This is a genomic window from Pseudarthrobacter sp. Y6 (assembly GCF_050156205.1).
In the GTDB taxonomy this organism is placed as follows: Bacteria; Actinomycetota; Actinomycetes; order Actinomycetales; family Micrococcaceae; genus Arthrobacter.
The window spans coordinates 3,603,622-3,618,387 of record NZ_CP189574.1 but is presented as its reverse complement, the minus strand read 5'-3'; the positions used below and the strand labels follow the sequence as shown (position 1 = coordinate 3,618,387).

The 14,766-nt window shown below is 65.9% G+C and carries 15 protein-coding genes; 12 read left to right on the top strand and 3 right to left on the bottom strand.

Annotated features, from left to right (window positions below; all coding sequences use genetic code 11):
• Positions 1-90: 90 nt before the first annotated feature.
• From ACQCSW_RS17350 to ACQCSW_RS17330, 5 genes are all read left to right on the top strand, one after another.
• Positions 91-1,818, top strand: a complete 1,728-nt coding sequence (locus ACQCSW_RS17350) for an ABC-F family ATP-binding cassette domain-containing protein (protein ID WP_426987843.1) — start codon at positions 91-93, stop codon at positions 1,816-1,818.
• A gap of 254 nt (positions 1,819-2,072) precedes the next feature.
• Positions 2,073-2,420: a molybdopterin oxidoreductase gene (locus ACQCSW_RS17345; RefSeq protein ID WP_426987841.1), complete on the top strand. Its 348-nt coding sequence runs from the start codon at positions 2,073-2,075 to the stop codon at positions 2,418-2,420.
• Positions 2,420-4,936, top strand: coding sequence for a nitrite reductase large subunit NirB (gene nirB / locus ACQCSW_RS17340; RefSeq protein WP_426987840.1), 2,517 nt, complete (start codon positions 2,420-2,422; stop codon positions 4,934-4,936). The genes ACQCSW_RS17345 and nirB overlap by 1 nt, the downstream gene beginning before the upstream one ends.
• Positions 4,933-5,301, top strand: coding sequence for a Rieske (2Fe-2S) protein (locus ACQCSW_RS17335; protein WP_426987839.1), 369 nt, complete (start codon positions 4,933-4,935; stop codon positions 5,299-5,301). Before nirB ends, ACQCSW_RS17335 begins: the two co-directional genes overlap by 4 nt.
• Before the next feature lie 189 nt (positions 5,302-5,490).
• Positions 5,491-6,951, top strand: a complete 1,461-nt coding sequence (locus ACQCSW_RS17330) for an amino acid permease (RefSeq protein ID WP_426987838.1) — start codon at positions 5,491-5,493, stop codon at positions 6,949-6,951.
• 184 nt (positions 6,952-7,135) lie between these two features.
• On the opposite strand, the gene ACQCSW_RS17325 is transcribed toward ACQCSW_RS17330, so the two are convergent.
• Together ACQCSW_RS17325 and ACQCSW_RS17320 are read right to left on the bottom strand one after the other, a co-directional pair.
• Positions 7,136-7,879 (bottom strand): dienelactone hydrolase family protein, encoded by a 744-nt coding sequence (locus tag ACQCSW_RS17325; RefSeq protein WP_426987836.1) that lies wholly within the window; start codon positions 7,877-7,879, stop codon positions 7,136-7,138.
• A 216-nt stretch (positions 7,880-8,095) separates the two neighbouring features.
• Positions 8,096-8,272: a CsbD family protein gene (locus tag ACQCSW_RS17320; RefSeq protein WP_111908936.1), complete on the bottom strand. Its 177-nt coding sequence runs from the start codon at positions 8,270-8,272 to the stop codon at positions 8,096-8,098.
• A gap of 133 nt (positions 8,273-8,405) precedes the next feature.
• On the opposite strand from ACQCSW_RS17320, the gene ACQCSW_RS17315 reads away from it, so the two are divergent.
• From ACQCSW_RS17315 to ACQCSW_RS17290, 6 genes are all read left to right on the top strand, one after another.
• Positions 8,406-8,864 (top strand): SRPBCC family protein, encoded by a 459-nt coding sequence (locus ACQCSW_RS17315; protein WP_426987834.1) that lies wholly within the window; start codon positions 8,406-8,408, stop codon positions 8,862-8,864.
• Positions 8,864-9,526 carry a pentapeptide repeat-containing protein gene (locus tag ACQCSW_RS17310; RefSeq protein ID WP_426987832.1) on the top strand — a complete coding sequence of 221 codons (663 nt, stop codon included), beginning with the start codon at positions 8,864-8,866 and terminating at the stop codon, positions 9,524-9,526. The genes ACQCSW_RS17315 and ACQCSW_RS17310 overlap by 1 nt, the downstream gene beginning before the upstream one ends.
• A gap of 91 nt (positions 9,527-9,617) precedes the next feature.
• Complete coding sequence (locus ACQCSW_RS17305) at positions 9,618-10,829, top strand: thiolase family protein (protein WP_426987830.1); 1,212 nt, start codon at positions 9,618-9,620, stop codon at positions 10,827-10,829.
• Positions 10,829-11,614 carry an enoyl-CoA hydratase/isomerase family protein gene (locus ACQCSW_RS17300; RefSeq protein ID WP_426987828.1) on the top strand — a complete coding sequence of 262 codons (786 nt, stop codon included), beginning with the start codon at positions 10,829-10,831 and terminating at the stop codon, positions 11,612-11,614. Before ACQCSW_RS17305 ends, ACQCSW_RS17300 begins: the two co-directional genes overlap by 1 nt.
• Before the next feature lie 2 nt (positions 11,615-11,616).
• Positions 11,617-12,477, top strand: a complete 861-nt coding sequence (locus tag ACQCSW_RS17295; protein WP_426987826.1) for a 3-hydroxyacyl-CoA dehydrogenase family protein — start codon at positions 11,617-11,619, stop codon at positions 12,475-12,477.
• A gap of 9 nt (positions 12,478-12,486) precedes the next feature.
• Positions 12,487-13,095: a GNAT family N-acetyltransferase gene (locus ACQCSW_RS17290; RefSeq protein WP_426987824.1), complete on the top strand. Its 609-nt coding sequence runs from the start codon at positions 12,487-12,489 to the stop codon at positions 13,093-13,095.
• Positions 13,096-13,179: 84 nt separating this feature from the next.
• On the opposite strand, the gene ACQCSW_RS17285 is transcribed toward ACQCSW_RS17290, so the two are convergent.
• Positions 13,180-14,100 (bottom strand): SGNH/GDSL hydrolase family protein, encoded by a 921-nt coding sequence (locus ACQCSW_RS17285; protein ID WP_426987822.1) that lies wholly within the window; start codon positions 14,098-14,100, stop codon positions 13,180-13,182.
• Between the two features lie 161 nt (positions 14,101-14,261).
• Here ACQCSW_RS17285 and ACQCSW_RS17280 point away from each other — a divergent pair, with 161 nt between their 5' ends.
• Positions 14,262-14,708, top strand: a complete 447-nt coding sequence (locus ACQCSW_RS17280) for a tyrosine-protein phosphatase (RefSeq protein WP_426987820.1) — start codon at positions 14,262-14,264, stop codon at positions 14,706-14,708.
• The last annotated feature ends 58 nt before the right edge of the window (positions 14,709-14,766 follow it).

The following is a 14,766-nucleotide window of genomic DNA, read 5'->3' as shown; positions in this document are numbered from 1 at the left end:
CCGGCATTGCCGGACTGTGTCCCCGAATCCAGGGCCGCCGTCGAGCACCAGTTCCGGCGGCCACACTCCGGAATCTTGCGAGGACTTGTCTTGACTGAACACCTGAACCTTTCCGGCGTCTCCCACGGCTACGGCGACCGGCAGTTGCTGGACGGAATCGGCCTGGTCATCACGGCCGGCGAGCATGTTGCCATCGTCGGCGAAAACGGCGCCGGCAAATCCACGCTGCTCCGGATCCTGGCCGGGCTGGAAGCGCCCGACGAAGGAACTGCGATCAGCCACGGCCGCGTTGGATACCTGGCCCAGACGCACGGCCTGCCCGAATCCTTCACCGTGGGCGCCGCCGTCGACTCTTCCCTGGCCTCGCTGCGCGCCCTCGAAGCCGAGCTTGACCGGCTGGAGGCCGGCCTCGCCGATGCCGAGGACGACGAGCTGGAAACGTACGGCCGGCTGCAGACCGAGTACCAGCTGCGCGAGGGCTACGCCGCGGAATCCCGCGTGGAGGCAGCACTGGACCGGTTGGGCCTGGGCGGCCTCGACCGGAAGCGGACGCTGGGATCGCTCTCCGGCGGCGAGCAGGAACGCGTGGCGCTGGCCTGTGTCCTGGCCGATCCGGCTGACATCCTGCTCCTGGACGAACCCACCAACCACCTCGATGCCCGCGGAACCGCCTGGCTGGAGGACCGGCTGGCCGCCCATCGCGGGACAGTGGTGGTGGTGTCCCACGACCGTGTGCTGCTGCGCAAAGTTGCCACCACGGTGATTGAGGTTGATGCCGAGCGCCGCGCCGTGACCCGGTACGGCAACGGCTACGACGGCTATCTCCGCGAGAAGGCCGCCGAACGCCAGCGCTGGGTCCAGCAGTACCACGAGTGGATCGATGCGATGGAGGCCGAACAGCGGCAGGCGGACACCGTGGCCGGAAAAATGGGCTACGCCCGCAAGCGCGACAACGACAAAATGGGCTTCGACTTCAAAGCCGGCACCTGGCAGAAGGCGGCGAGCAGCAAGGTCCGCAACGCGCAGGAACGGCTCCGGCGCCTGGAAGCGAGCCCCATTGACCGCCCGCCGGTGCCGCTGCGGCTTGCGGCGGAGCTGGCCGTGGATCCGGAGGCTCTGTCTGTCTCTGCGGCGGCCGGGGCTTCCGGGGCAAATGCGGCCACCGGAGACGACTCCCTCTTGGCGGCGTCGGCGGTCCTCGTTGCCCGCGGCGTCAACGTTCCCGGCCGACTGGGCGTCACTGATTTCGCAGCCGGCACTGGGGAGAAGATCCTCATCACCGGCCCGAACGGCGCCGGCAAATCAACTCTGCTCTCCGTGCTGGCGGGAACCCTGGAGCCCGCCGAAGGGTTGGTTCAGCGGCCTTCGCGGATCGGCTACCTGCAGCAGGAACTCGAACTGCCGCAGCGGCCTACCCTCCGCCTGCTCCCGGCCTTCGCGGCTGGCCTCGGCGGCAACATCGATGAGCACGCCGAGGCGCTCCTGCGCCTGGGGCTGTTCCGCACCAGCGAGTTCCACGTCCCGGTGGGCAGCCTGTCCGCAGGCCAGCAGCGAAGGCTTGCCCTGGCGCGCCTGCTGCTGGGCGGCTATGGCACGCTGATTGTGGATGAACCCACCAACCACCTGGCTCCGGTCTTGGTGGAGCAGCTCGAAGAGGCGCTCGCCGGCTTCACCGGGACCCTGGTTATGGTCAGCCACGACCGCGCCCTCCGGGACTGGTTTGCCCGGTGTGCGAAGAAGGGCGACACCTCCCGGACCGACCAGGCCGGTCGCTGGATCCGGTACTCGATGGACAAGGGCGTGCTGGCCCCGGCCTGACGCGGCCAAGACACACCACCGTCCTTGGGGGCCACGACTGCCCGTGCCCGTTTAGACGGTTCCGTGCCCTCTCGACGTCGGCCGCCGTCGTACCCGCAGGGAACCGTCTAAACGGCGCCGCACGCCCGGGGAGGACCTCCCGGAAGGAGGTGAGATTTGCGCAAAGGAAAAGTTACGCGCCGACCGGCAGGCGGAAACATCGGCGGCGGAAGATAGGCCTATGCCAGTCTCCCGCCGGCCGAAAGGATCTGTCCGTGATCACCAAAAACCTTTTCCTGCAGGGCATCTTCCCGTTTGAGGGCACCGGGCTGGAAAAACCCGTCCCCATCCACAGCGAACTCTCCCACTTCGTTCCCGACGGCATCATCAACCAGACGCTCTATTTCCGGGGCGGCAATTCCAGCAGTGAACTCATCACCGTGGTGCTGATGCGGAACGGCGTGCCCATGCGCTATTTCCCGATCGGCGCCAAGAGCGACGTCCATGTGCCGCTTCGGGTGGTGGAGGACATCGACGGCGGCTCGGTGGTGGAGCTCTATCTCGCCGCACCGGATGGTGTTGGGGGATCCGTGGTGGTGGACCTGGGCATGGTGGAGCACTGATGACCAGCGTGCTGGACCGGCCGCAGGGGAGGCACGCAGGCGCCGCGCCGCGCGGTCGGCTGGTGGTGGTGGGTAATGGCATGGCCGGTGCCCGGGCGGTGGAGGAGATCCTCGCCCGGGGCGGCGCGGACCAGTTCACGATCACTATGTTCGGGGACGAGCCCTACGGAAACTACAACCGGATCATGCTCAGCCACGTCCTCTCCGGCGAGGAAAGTGACGCGGACATCTTCCTGAACGCCCTGTCCTGGTACCGCGAGAACAGCATCACCCTGCATGCCGGCGTCCGTGTTGACCGGATCGACAAGTTCACGAAGCACGTCTTTTCCAACGACGGCCGCGTGACGCCGTACGACACCCTCATCATCGCCACCGGGAGTCGCTCCCACATGCCGCCGATGGACGGGCTGTACACGCCGGGCGGGTCCGTGAAGAACGGTGTGTTCGGGTTCCGCACCATCGATGACACCCGACACATGGTCCAGCATGCGCGGCAGGAGCACCACCGGCGGGCGGTGGTGATCGGCGGTGGCTTGCTGGGTCTGGAGGCGGCCTACGGACTGAAAAGCCACGGTATCGCGGTGGAGGTGGTGCACTCGGGCGGGCACCTCATGAACGCGCAGATGGGGCCCGACGGCGGTGCGGTGCTGCGTAGGAGCGTGGAGGCACTGGGTATCCGGGTGCACACGTCCAGCCGCACCACAGCAGTCCTCGGCACGGAGCGGGTCAGCGGCGTCAGCCTCCGGGACCGGGAGGACATCGCCTGCGACATGGTGGTGGTGGCCGCGGGGATCCGGCCCAACGTGGACGTGGCCGTGCTGAGCGGGCTGCCGGTGGAGCGGGCCATCGTGGTGGATGACAGGCTCCGGGTCCAGGACGAAGACGATATCTACGCTGTTGGGGAGTGCGTCCAGCACCGCGGCGAGGTCTATGGCCTGGTGGCGCCGCTGTGGGAACAGGCCGTGGTGCTTGCCAACCACGTCACCGGCGCCGATACCTCCGCGGCCTACCTTGGTTCGCGGACCGCCACCAAACTCAAGGTGGCCGGCGTGGAGGTCGCGTCCATGGGGCTGCACGGGCCTGAACTCGACACGGACGAGCACATTGTCTTCTCGGAGCCCAGCCGCGGTGTGTTCAAGTCCATCGTGGTCCGCGACAACAAAATGGTGGGGGCCACGCTGCTGGGCGACAGCAGGAAGGTCGCCTACCTGACGCAGGCCTACGACCGCGGGTTGCCCCTGCCGGAGGAACGGATCGCCCTGATGTTCGACGTCGGGGGGCCGGGTGAGGAGGTGGGTGTGGCCGAGCTCGACGACGGCGCCCAGGTCTGCAACTGCAACGGCGTCAGCAAGAAGGCACTGGTGGACGCCGTGAAGGGCGGCTGCACCACGGTTTGCGGCGCCATGGACGCCACCCGCGCCGGCAAGGGCTGCGGTTCCTGCAAACTCCTGGTCAAGCAGGTGGTGGAGTGGGCCGCGGACGGGGCTGTGGAGGAGGACCCGGCCGCCAGCTATTACGTGCCGGGGATCCCACTGGACAAGCCGTCTCTGATGGCCGCCATCCGGAAGCTCGGGCTGCGCTCGGTGTCCCAGGTGTTCGCTGCCTTGGCGCCGGGGAGCGCCGAGGACGCGAAGTCCAAAATGGGCCTGGCATCGTTGCTGAAGATGATGCTCGCCGACCAGTACATCGACGAACGCGACGCGCGCTTCATCAATGACCGTGTGCACGCCAACATCCAGCGCGATGGCACCTTCTCCGTGGTGCCGCAGATGAAGGGCGGCGTGACGTCGGTGCAGCAGCTGCGCCGCATTGCCGACGTCGCCGAGAAGCACAACGTACCGCTGATCAAGCTGACCGGCGGGCAGCGGATCGACCTGCTGGGGATCCCCAAGGAGGACCTCCCGCAGGTCTGGGCGGACCTGGACATGCCGTCCGGCTATGCCTACGGCAAGAGCTTCCGTACGGTGAAGACCTGTGTGGGCAAGGACTTCTGCCGGTACGGCACCGGCGATTCCACCAAACTGGGCATCGAGATCGAGTCCCGGTTCCAGGGGATCGAGTCGCCGGCCAAGCTGAAGCTGGCGGTGTCCGGTTGCCCGCGGAACTGCGCGGAATCGCTGGTCAAGGACGTGGGCGTGGTGGCCGTGGAGGGCGGCCGCTGGGAGTTGTACGTCGGCGGCGCCGCGGGAGCGCACATCCGCAAAGGTGACCTGCTGGCCACCGTGGATGATCCCGAGGAGGTCAAGCTCCTCACCGGCCGCTTTATGCAGTACTACCGGGAGCAGGCCAACTGGCTGGAACGGACCTACGCCTTTGTGCCGCGGGTGGGCATCGAGCACATCCGCTCGGTGATCGTGGAGGATTCCGAAGGCATCGCCGAGCGTCTGGACGCAGCGATGCAGGCGTCCGTGGACAGCTACATGGACCCGTGGAGCGAACGCGACGATCCGCTCACGCCGGGCCAGTTCCGCACCTCCCTGCCCCTCACCGTCCCGCCCCAGGTGCCGGTCCGATGAGCGCCGACCCGATCAGCACTGAGCCCGTCAGCGCCAACAGCCACATCCTGGGCTCCGTGGACCAGATCCCCTTTGGTGAGGGACGGGCTTTCGGAGTGGGCGGCGAGCAAGTAGCGGTCTTCCGGCTCAGGGACGGGTCGCTTCGGGCGCTGTCCGCCGTCTGCCCGCACCGCGGCGGTCCCATTGCGGACGGGACCATCGACCGGCAGGTGGTGATGTGTCCCCTCCACCAGCACGCCTTCGACCTGAAGACGGGCTGCTCAATTACCGGCGCCGAACCACTGCGCACATACGGCGTCCTGGAGGACGCAGAACAGAACATTGTTCTGCAAATCCCCCATATAGGTGGCAATAGCTTGGCTTAACCGTGACTGAGTGTAGCCCGCGTCACTTGCATCGGTTCGAATCTTGTAGGATGGAAAGGCCGCGCGAGCCTTCGACGCCTGAGAGTTTTTGTCCACATAAGTACCCCAAATGCGGGATTATCCCGAATTATCTGGACAAAAACTCGGCGTTTCCGGTGCCGGCCAATCCCCTACCCCCAAGGAATTGTTGTGCCTCAAAGTACCCCCACCGAACTCGAGAGCCCCACGGCGCAATCCGCCGTCGTCGACTCCACCCTCAGCGCCGAGGGCTATAAGAAATCCCTGACCGGCCGCCAGGTCACCATGATTGCCATGGGTGGCGCCATCGGCGTCGGCCTCTTTATGGGGGCCGGCGGACGCCTGGCCTCCACGGGCCCCGCGCTCATCTTCTCCTACGCCATCGCCGGCGTCATCGCCTACCTGCTGATGCGGGCGCTGGGCGAACTGATCATGTACCGCCAGACGTCGGGCTCGTTCGTCAGCTACGCCGGCGAAATGTTCGGCAAGAAGGGCGCGTACCTGTCCGGCTGGATGTACTTCATCAACTGGGCAATGACCGGTATCGCCGAGCTCATCGCGATCGGACTGTACTTCCAGTTCTTCTTCCCCAACGTGCCGGTTGAACTCAGCGCCATCGCCGCGCTGCTGCTGCTCGTGGGCGTCAACCTCCTGAGCGTCAAGGCGTTCGGCGAATTCGAATTCTGGGCCTCCTGCCTCAAGGTGGGCGCCATCGTGATCTTCCTGGCCGTGGGCACCTTCATGGTGGTCACCAACGCCCAGGTGGGCGACGGCAACGCCTCGGTGAACAACCTTTTCGCCGCCGAAGGCGGAATGTTCCCCAAGGGTGCGCTGGTGATGATCCTGGTCCTGAACGCGGTGATCTTCGCCTACAACGGGATTGAACTCGTGGGCATCACGGCCGGCGAAATGCAGGACCCTGCCAAGGAAGTGCCCAAGGCAATCCGCGCCGTCGTCTTCCGCATCGTGGTCTTCTACGTCGGTTCCGTGACCCTCCTGGCCATGCTGCTGCCCTCGGACCAGTACGTGGCCGGCACCTCGCCGTTCGTCACCGTGTTCGGCCAGATGGGCCTCGGCTGGATGGGCGACGTGATGAACATGATCGTCATCACTGCCGCGCTGTCCTCCTGCAACTCGGGCCTGTACTCGATCGGCCGGATCTTCCGGACCATGGCCAACAACGGACACGCTCCGGAGTGGCTGACCCGGATGTCCAAGAACCACGTCCCGTACGCCGCCATCCTGGCCATCGGCGCCGTGTACCTCGTCGGCATCCTGCTCAACATCTGGCTGGGCGGCTCACACGCCTTCGACCTCGCGCTCAACTCCGCATCGATCGGCGTGATCTTCACGTGGGGCGCCATCTTCGCCAGCCAGATCGCGCTGCGCAAGAAGAAGGGCAAGGTCTCATCACTGCCCGCGCCGGGCGGAACGTGGAGCAGCTGGGCCGGCCTGGTCGCCCTGCTGGCCATCACTGTGCTGATCGGCTTCGACACCATGACCAGCAAGTCCGGCGAGGTCTTCCACCTCGGTCTCTGGACCCTGGCCACGATCCCGTTCTTCGTGTTGGTCCTGTGGCTGGGCTGGCAGAAGGTCAAGCACAACGAGCCCAAGAGCGAGCTCTTCTGCTAGGGCTTTTCGCCTCAGCAGGCGGACGCTAAGAAGTCCGACGTCGGCGGGTCACCCTCTCGGGGGCGGCCCGCCGTCGTCCGTTCCCCCGTGCGTTCCTGCCCACTTGCGCGGCCCGGCGCGCCCAAAAGGCCGGCGCGTCGCGGGTGGTCGACGGGAAACCGGGGGACTAACTGGGCAGGAGCGCTCAGGTGCGGTCGGCGTCCACGCTCTTGAGGTGCCGCGCAAAGTGGTCTTCGATCCGCTGCCAGGCTTCGGGGGAGGACGCCGGGTCCGGGCCGATGCCCATGACCCGCATCAGCGGCCGGAAAACTGCCGGGCCAAGGTCTGTTTCGTTGAGGAACGCGTGCCCGGCGGTGGGGAATTCCTTGACGCTGTTTTCGATGCTGAGGTTGTCCAGGGCGGTCTCGAGCTTGCCAGCCGCGCCCTTGAGGGTGAGGTCGCGGCCGCCGAAGTTGGCCACGATGGGGCAGGCGCCACGGAGGGCTTCCTCGAGATTGCCGGGCAGGTGGCCGTAGTTGACCGAGGCCGCGTCGAAACCATCGCGGGCCACGAGCAGCGCGAAACCGCCGCCCATGCAGAATCCGATCACCCCGGTCTTTCCGGTGGACAGCGGTGAATTAGCCAGCCAGGTCCGGGCGGTAGCGAGGTCGGTGAACGCTCGGCCGCTTCCCCTGAGCATGCTCCGCATGGTGCTGACCAGGCAGCGGCGCGGGCCGCCGTCGCTGAACAGGTCCACCGCCAGCGTCAGGTACCCGGCGCGGGCCATCCGGTCGGCATGCCCGCGCACCAGGTCGTTCAGGCCGAAGGCTTCGTGGATCATCAGGACCGCGGGGAACGGGCCGGTTCCGGCAGGCGTGGCGAGATATCCGCCGAGCGAAGGCGAACCACCGGAAGCGGCACTCTGGGCACTCAGGTCCACGTATGTCATGGGCCAAGGGTAGCCGCCGCCGTCGATCCCCTCCATCGATTGCTCCCCGCCGGCCCCCTCGCCTGACAAGTTCGGCCAGGGAAACCTGCCGGAGTGGGTCCGGGGCCCCTCTGGGGCTTTTAAAGAGGCCGGTGGGGAGCAATCGACGGGGTGGGCAGACACAAGAGCGGCGGCGGACCCCCCATGGGAATCCGCCGCCGTTCGAATGTGGAAGGACTAGTCCTTCTTGAAGGTGTCCTTGACGTTTTCGCCAACCTTCTTGGCATCAGCCTTGACTTGGTCTGCCTGGCCTTCGGCCTTGAGTTTGTCGTTGTCCGTGGCGTTGCCTGCAGCTTCCTTGGCCTTGCCGCCCAGGTGCTCTGCTTCGTTACTGATCTTGTCTCCGAGGCCCATGAGTCTGGCCACCTTTCGTGTCCGTTGATCAAACAATGCTTTTTCAGCCTAACACAAAGCATGCTTACCATTTCAAGGGTCTTCCGATATTGACTGCCTGTCGAATGTCTGTGCCCCCGGCTAGGCTCGATGCATGGAACACAGCACAAGCCTGACCCAGCACATCCATGCCACGCCGGAAAAGGTATGGGCTGTCATCTCGGACATCCCGGGTTCAGCCGCCACCCTGTCCGGGATCGACGCCGTGCAGATGCTCAGCGACGGGCCCTACGGCGAGGGGACGCGCTGGAAGGAAACGCGGACCATGATGGGCCGTTCGGAGACTGTGGAGATGTGGGTGGCGCAGGCCGATCCTCCCCGCAGCACCACGGTCAAAGCCCTCCAGGGCGGCGCCGATTACACTTCGCGCTTCAGCTTGGCCGAGCGCGACGGCGGGACGGACCTTACGCTGACCTTCGGCGCCGACGTCGTCAAACCCACCCTCTTCAGCAAGATCACCATGGCACTGTTCGGCAAGCTGGGCATGAGCATGACGCGCAAGGCGCTTACCAAGGACCTGGCGGAAATCGCGGCCAAAGCGGAATCGCTCTAGTGGCCGCAAAGGCCCCCAAGGTAACGGCTCCCCGGCTCTCGCCGGTCAGCCTGGAGGATGTCACGGATGATCCCGCCCCGGACTTCCGGCGTGGTGAAAGGTACGACGGCGTCCGGTACAGCCGGGCGGCCGCCGACGGTCTGGAGCTGAGCGGCACGGATTTTGCCGAGTGTGAGTTCCAGGGCGTCTCCTTCAATGACACCCAGCTCCGCGGGGCCACCTTCCGGGACTGCATCCTGTCCGAGCTGTACGCGCCGGTCTTCCGGGCCGCCCGCTCCACGTGGCGGGACGTTCAGCTGAACAATCCGCGGCTGGGCTCGGCTGAGCTGTATGAGACCGGCTGGCAGTCGGTCCGGATCGACGGCGGAAAACTGGACTTCCTCAATCTGCGCGGGTCCAAGCTGACCGACGTCGTCATCAGCGACTGCATCATCAACGAACTGGATCTCGGTTCCGCCGCCGGGACGCGGGTGGCGCTGAAGAACTGCACTATCGGAACCCTGGATCTCACCGGCGCGCGGCTGAAGGACTTTGACCTTCGCGGCACGGATTTCCGGACCATCAGCGGCCTCGGGAGCCTGGCCGGCGTGGTGATCGACGACTATCAGCTGAGCCTGCTGGCGCCGCTCCTGGCCGGGCACCTCGGCGTCGTAGTCCTGTGAGTGTAGTCTTTATAGAACGAACGGTCGGTAAATAGGGCGGTCACTGGACGGTCCCGAAGATTCCGGCTCCCTGGCGTAAAGGATGTTCTCAATGGTCGAGGCTTTTCTTGTTGGCGGCGTCCGCACTCCCGTGGGCAGGTACGGTGGTGCGTTGTCGGCGGTCCGCCCGGATGATCTCGCTGCACTGGTGATCCGCGAGGCCGTGTCCCGAGCAGGCCTGGATCCGGACAGCATCGAGGAAGTCATCCTCGGCAACGCCAACGGTGCGGGCGAAGAAAACCGCAACGTGGCCCGGATGGCCACCCTGCTGGCCGGACTTCCCCTCCACATCCCCGGGATCACGGTCAACCGGCTTTGCGCGTCAGGACTGAGCGCCATCATCCAGGCCAGCCACATGATCAAGTCCGGCGCCGCGGATGTTGTGATCGCCGGCGGTGTGGAGTCCATGAGCCGTGCGCCGTGGGCTCAGGAAAAGCCCGCCACGGCGTTCGCCAAACCGGGCCAGATCTTCGATACCTCCATCGGCTGGCGCTTCGTCAACCCGCTCTTCCAGAAGGGCGGGTTCGCCAGGGACGGCAAGATGACCTACTCCATGCCGGAGACCGCGGAGGAAGTGGCCCGCATGGACGGCATCACCCGCGAGGACGCTGATGCCTTCGCGGTCCGCTCCCACGAGCGTTCCCTCGCCGCCATTGCCGCAGGGCGCTTCAGGGACGAGATCGTCCCGGTGACGGTCAAGTCCCGCAAGGCCGAAACGGTGGTGGACACCGATGAAGGCCCGCGTGCCGGCACCACCCTGGAAGTCCTAGCAGGGTTGCGCCCCGTGGTTCCGGGCGGTTCCGTGGTCACGGCCGGGAACTCGTCCACGCTGAACGACGGCGCTTCGGCCATCATCGTTGCGTCCGAGGCCGCCATCCAAAGGCTTGGCCTGACGCCGAGGGCCCGGATCATCGACGGTGCCTCCGCCGGCTGCGAACCTGAGATCATGGGCATCGGCCCGGTCCCTGCGACGCAGAAAGTACTCAAGCGGAGCGGCCTCAGTGTCGGTGACCTGGGCGCCGTCGAGCTTAACGAAGCGTTCGCCACGCAGTCACTCGCGAGCATGCGCCGGCTCGGGCTGGACCCGGGCACGGTAAATAACGACGGCGGCGCCATCAGTTTGGGGCACCCGCTCGGTTCCAGCGGATCGCGCATCGCCATCACCCTGCTGGGCCGGATGGAACGCGAGGACGCAAGAATCGGCTTGGCAACGATGTGTATCGGCGTGGGCCAAGGCACCGCGATGCTGCTGGAGCGTGTCTGATGCCCACCCCGGACGGCGCGGACGGATCCCTGGGTTCGGTCGACTTCAGTACCCTCCTGGTCGAGGAGCGGGAGGACCGCGTGGTGGTCCTACTCAACCGCCCTGAAGTCCGGAACGCCATCGACCAGCAGATGGTGGACGAACTCCACGTGGTCTGCGCTGCGCTGGAGCAGAGTCCCAAAGTCCTGATCATCTCAGGGGTCGACGGCGTCTTCGCCTCGGGCGCGGACATCGCCCAGCTGCGCGAGCGGCGCCGCGATGATGCCCTGCAGGGCATTAACTCCACGATCTTCGTGCGGATCGCCAAGCTGCCCATGCCGGTCATTGCCGCACTGGACGGCTACTGCCTGGGCGGCGGCGCCGAGCTCGCCTACGCCGCCGACTTCCGGATCGGAACGCCCAGTGTCCGGATCGGCAACCCCGAAACAGGGCTGGGGATCCTCGCCGCGGCCGGGGCCAGCTGGCGCCTAAAGGAGCTGGTGGGGGAGCCGTTGGCCAAGCAGATCCTGCTGGCTGGCCTGGTGCTCCGGGCCGAGGACGCCCTGGCTGCCAGCCTCATCACTGAAATCCACGAGGCACCGGACCTGATGGATGCCGCGCACAACCTGGCGGACAGGATCGGCCGCCAGGATCCGTTGGCCGTGCGGATTACCAAGTCGGTGTTCCACGCCCCCCCGGAGGCCCACCCGCTGATTGACCAGCTGGCGCAGGGGATCCTTTTTGAATCCCAGGCCAAGTTTGACCGCATGCAGGCTTTTCTCGACAAGAAATCAGAGAAGAAATAACCATGACGAACCCGAACCTTCCCTCCACAGTCGGCGTCCTGGGCGGCGGGCGGATGGGCGCCGGCATCGCCCACGCCTTCCTCATCAACGGGGCCAACGTCCTGGTGGTGGAACGCGATGAAGCGTCCGCCGAAGCCGCCCGCGAACGCGTGGAATCCGCGGCCGCCAAGAGCATCGAACGCGGAGCCACCGACGGCAACCTCGATGAGATGGTGTCACGGCTCGCTGTCACGGTGGACTACGACGACTTCAAGGACCGCCAGCTGGTGGTCGAGGCCGTTCCCGAAGAGTGGGACCTGAAGGTCACCTCGCTGCGCGGCATCGAGGAGCGCCTGGACGATCACGCTTACCTCGCCTCCAACACGTCGTCCCTGTCCGTCACCGGCCTGGCCCGCGAACTCAAGCGCCCGCAGAACTTCCTCGGCCTGCACTTTTTCAACCCCGTCCCTGCCTCCACCCTCATCGAAGTGGTGCTTGGCGAGCAGACGTCCCCGGACCTTGCTGCGGCGGCGAAAAGGTGGGTCGAGGCACTCGGCAAGACCGCCGTCGTCGTCAATGATGCCCCGGGCTTTGCTTCTTCACGGCTGGGAGTGGCCATTGCCCTGGAGGCCATGCGCATGGTGGAGGAGGGGGTGGCGTCCGCGGCCGACATCGACGCCGCCATGGTACTTGGGTACAAGCACCCCACCGGCCCCCTGAAGACCACGGACATCGTGGGCCTGGACGTGCGGCTGGGCATCGCCGAGTACCTGCACTCCACGCTGGGTGAACGCTTCGCCCCGCCGCAGATCCTGAAGGACAAAGTGGCCCGCGGAGAACTCGGACGCAAGACGGGAAAGGGTTTCTTCGACTGGTCTGAGTAAGCTTTGCAGGTGATCTCGATTGAACCCATCACCTTGGCCGGACAGCACGTCATCCTGGAACCCCTGAGTCAGGCCCACCACGACGGCCTGGTTGCCGCAGCGCAGGATGGCGAGCTGTGGAACCTTTGGTACACGTCCGTGCCCACACCCGACGGCATGGCGGCTGAGATCGGCCGCCGGCTCAGCCTCCAGGAGCAGGGGTCCATGCTGCCGTTCACTACGCGCCTGACCGATCCCGCCACGGGCGGCCAGGGCAGGATCATCGGCATGACCACGTATATGAACATCGACGCCGGCACACCACGCGTGGAGATCGGCTCCACGTGGAACGCGGCTTCTTCGCACGGCACCGGAACCAACGCAGACTCCAAGCTGCTGCTCCTGCGCTATGCGTTTGAGACGCTCGGCTGCCCCGCTGTGGAATTCCGGACGCACTGGCTGAACCACCAGTCCAGGGAAGCGATCGCCAGGCTGGGTGCGAAGCAGGACGGCGTGCTGCGTAGCCACCGGCGGACCAGCGACGGCGTCCTGCGCGACACCGTGGTGTTTTCAATCCTGGCGCACGAGTGGCCCATGGTCCGGAACGGGCTGGAGCACAGACTCGCCAGGCACCTGTAGCGGCCGTACCTCCGAGTTTTTGTCCAGATCAAGCGCCAAACCCGTCGGCCAACTGGCGTTATCTGGACAAAAACTCGGAATGCGCTACTGCCGGGCCAGCAGCGCCGGCTTAATCGCTCCCATCAGTGCGGCAGCATAGCCCCGGGCGTGGCCGGCCTTGTTCGGGTGGAAGTTGTAGTCCGCCGTGGGCAGGCTGGGGTTCAGCTGCACCCACGGATCAGTGGAATTCACTGCATGCCCCATGAACCTGGCTGTCACATCGACGTACTGCGTGTTCGCCTGGTAAACCGCGTTGGCCGTGCCGGCGGCTGCGGCCACGGTGGAGTTCAGTGCCAGGGCCGCCTGGTTGACGAGTGTCTGGTTGGCCGGCGGAATGGGTGCGAAGGGGCTGGCCGGGTCAAAGAGCAGCGGGTACCCCATGACGGCAATCCTCGCGCGAGGCGCCGCAGAGTGAATGGCAGCGTATGTCTGTACCAGGCCCGCGTTGAGGGCCTGCAGTGCAGCCGGCGCCGAAGCCTGCTGCAGCACCGCCGCGCAGACCTCCTGCGTGTTCGTGGCGCAGACGCCTATCACGTAGGAAAAGCCAAGGTCGTTCGCGCCGGCCGTGATGCTGACCAGCCCGGTGGCCGCCGATATCTTGCCCTGGACAGCCAGTCCGAAGAGCTGATCTTCAACGGTGGGGGTATAGAGGCCGGTGTCGTAGAAGGGACTGGCGTTGCTGAGAACGGCACCGTGGCAGGCTGCATTGGCTACCAGGTTGACGCGTCCCGTCTGGCCTACGTCGTCCACGTAGCCAGGGTGGCTTTGCCAGCAGGCCACCCCTGCGGGCCGGAACGGGTCGCCGGCGCCGGTCCCGGCCGTGTAGGAATCACCGAGCGCCACGTAGGCCACTGGCGCTGGAGGTGCGGCTTGGGCGGGAGCCGCCGCCAGCCCTACCGCCACCGCCAACGCGGCGAGACCCGCGGCAAAAGCCGAGCGCCGCCGTCGTAATGTCATATGTCCCATTTCTAAACCCCTTTTATTCGTCGAAAACGGGTGGAGTGCATACACATGTCACCGTACGCCTCACGCGGGAAAGGGGCACTGGTCGAAAGTACCTGTTTTTCCGCACCTGCCCACTTATTTTGTGGCGTGCGGCACGCAGGTGCTTGTGGTTAGCTGGGCGGATGCAGAATTCCGGCGGCTGCGTGGACTGGGACGGTGCGGTCAACGTCGGGCTCTTCGCGGAGAAACTTGTGGGGGTTTTCCGGGCCCTGGCCGCTGCCGGCGAGCAGGGTTCGGTGGTGATCCACTGCGCCGCAGGCCGGGACCGCAGCGGCATGGTGTCTGCCATGCTCCAGGACCTCGCAGGGGACTCCGACCAGGACATTGCTGCCGGCTACGCCCGGGCCGCCCGCGGCATCAACGAACGCTACCGGACCCACGGACCTCCACACGCTCGGGAACGGTACGTTCCGGAAGTCGAACTCGCGCCACTCCTTGAACTGCGGGGCGGCGCGGCAGTTTCGTTCGTACGGGAGCTGGATACCCGGGAATTCCTGCTTGAACATGAATTCAGCCCTGCCGAACTGACCGCCCTTCTGAGCCTGCTCGGCAGCCGGGTACACTTGTGACCGATGTGACCTATGTGACAGGTGGTGACGGCGCCCCAGTTGACGATCAACGTTTAAT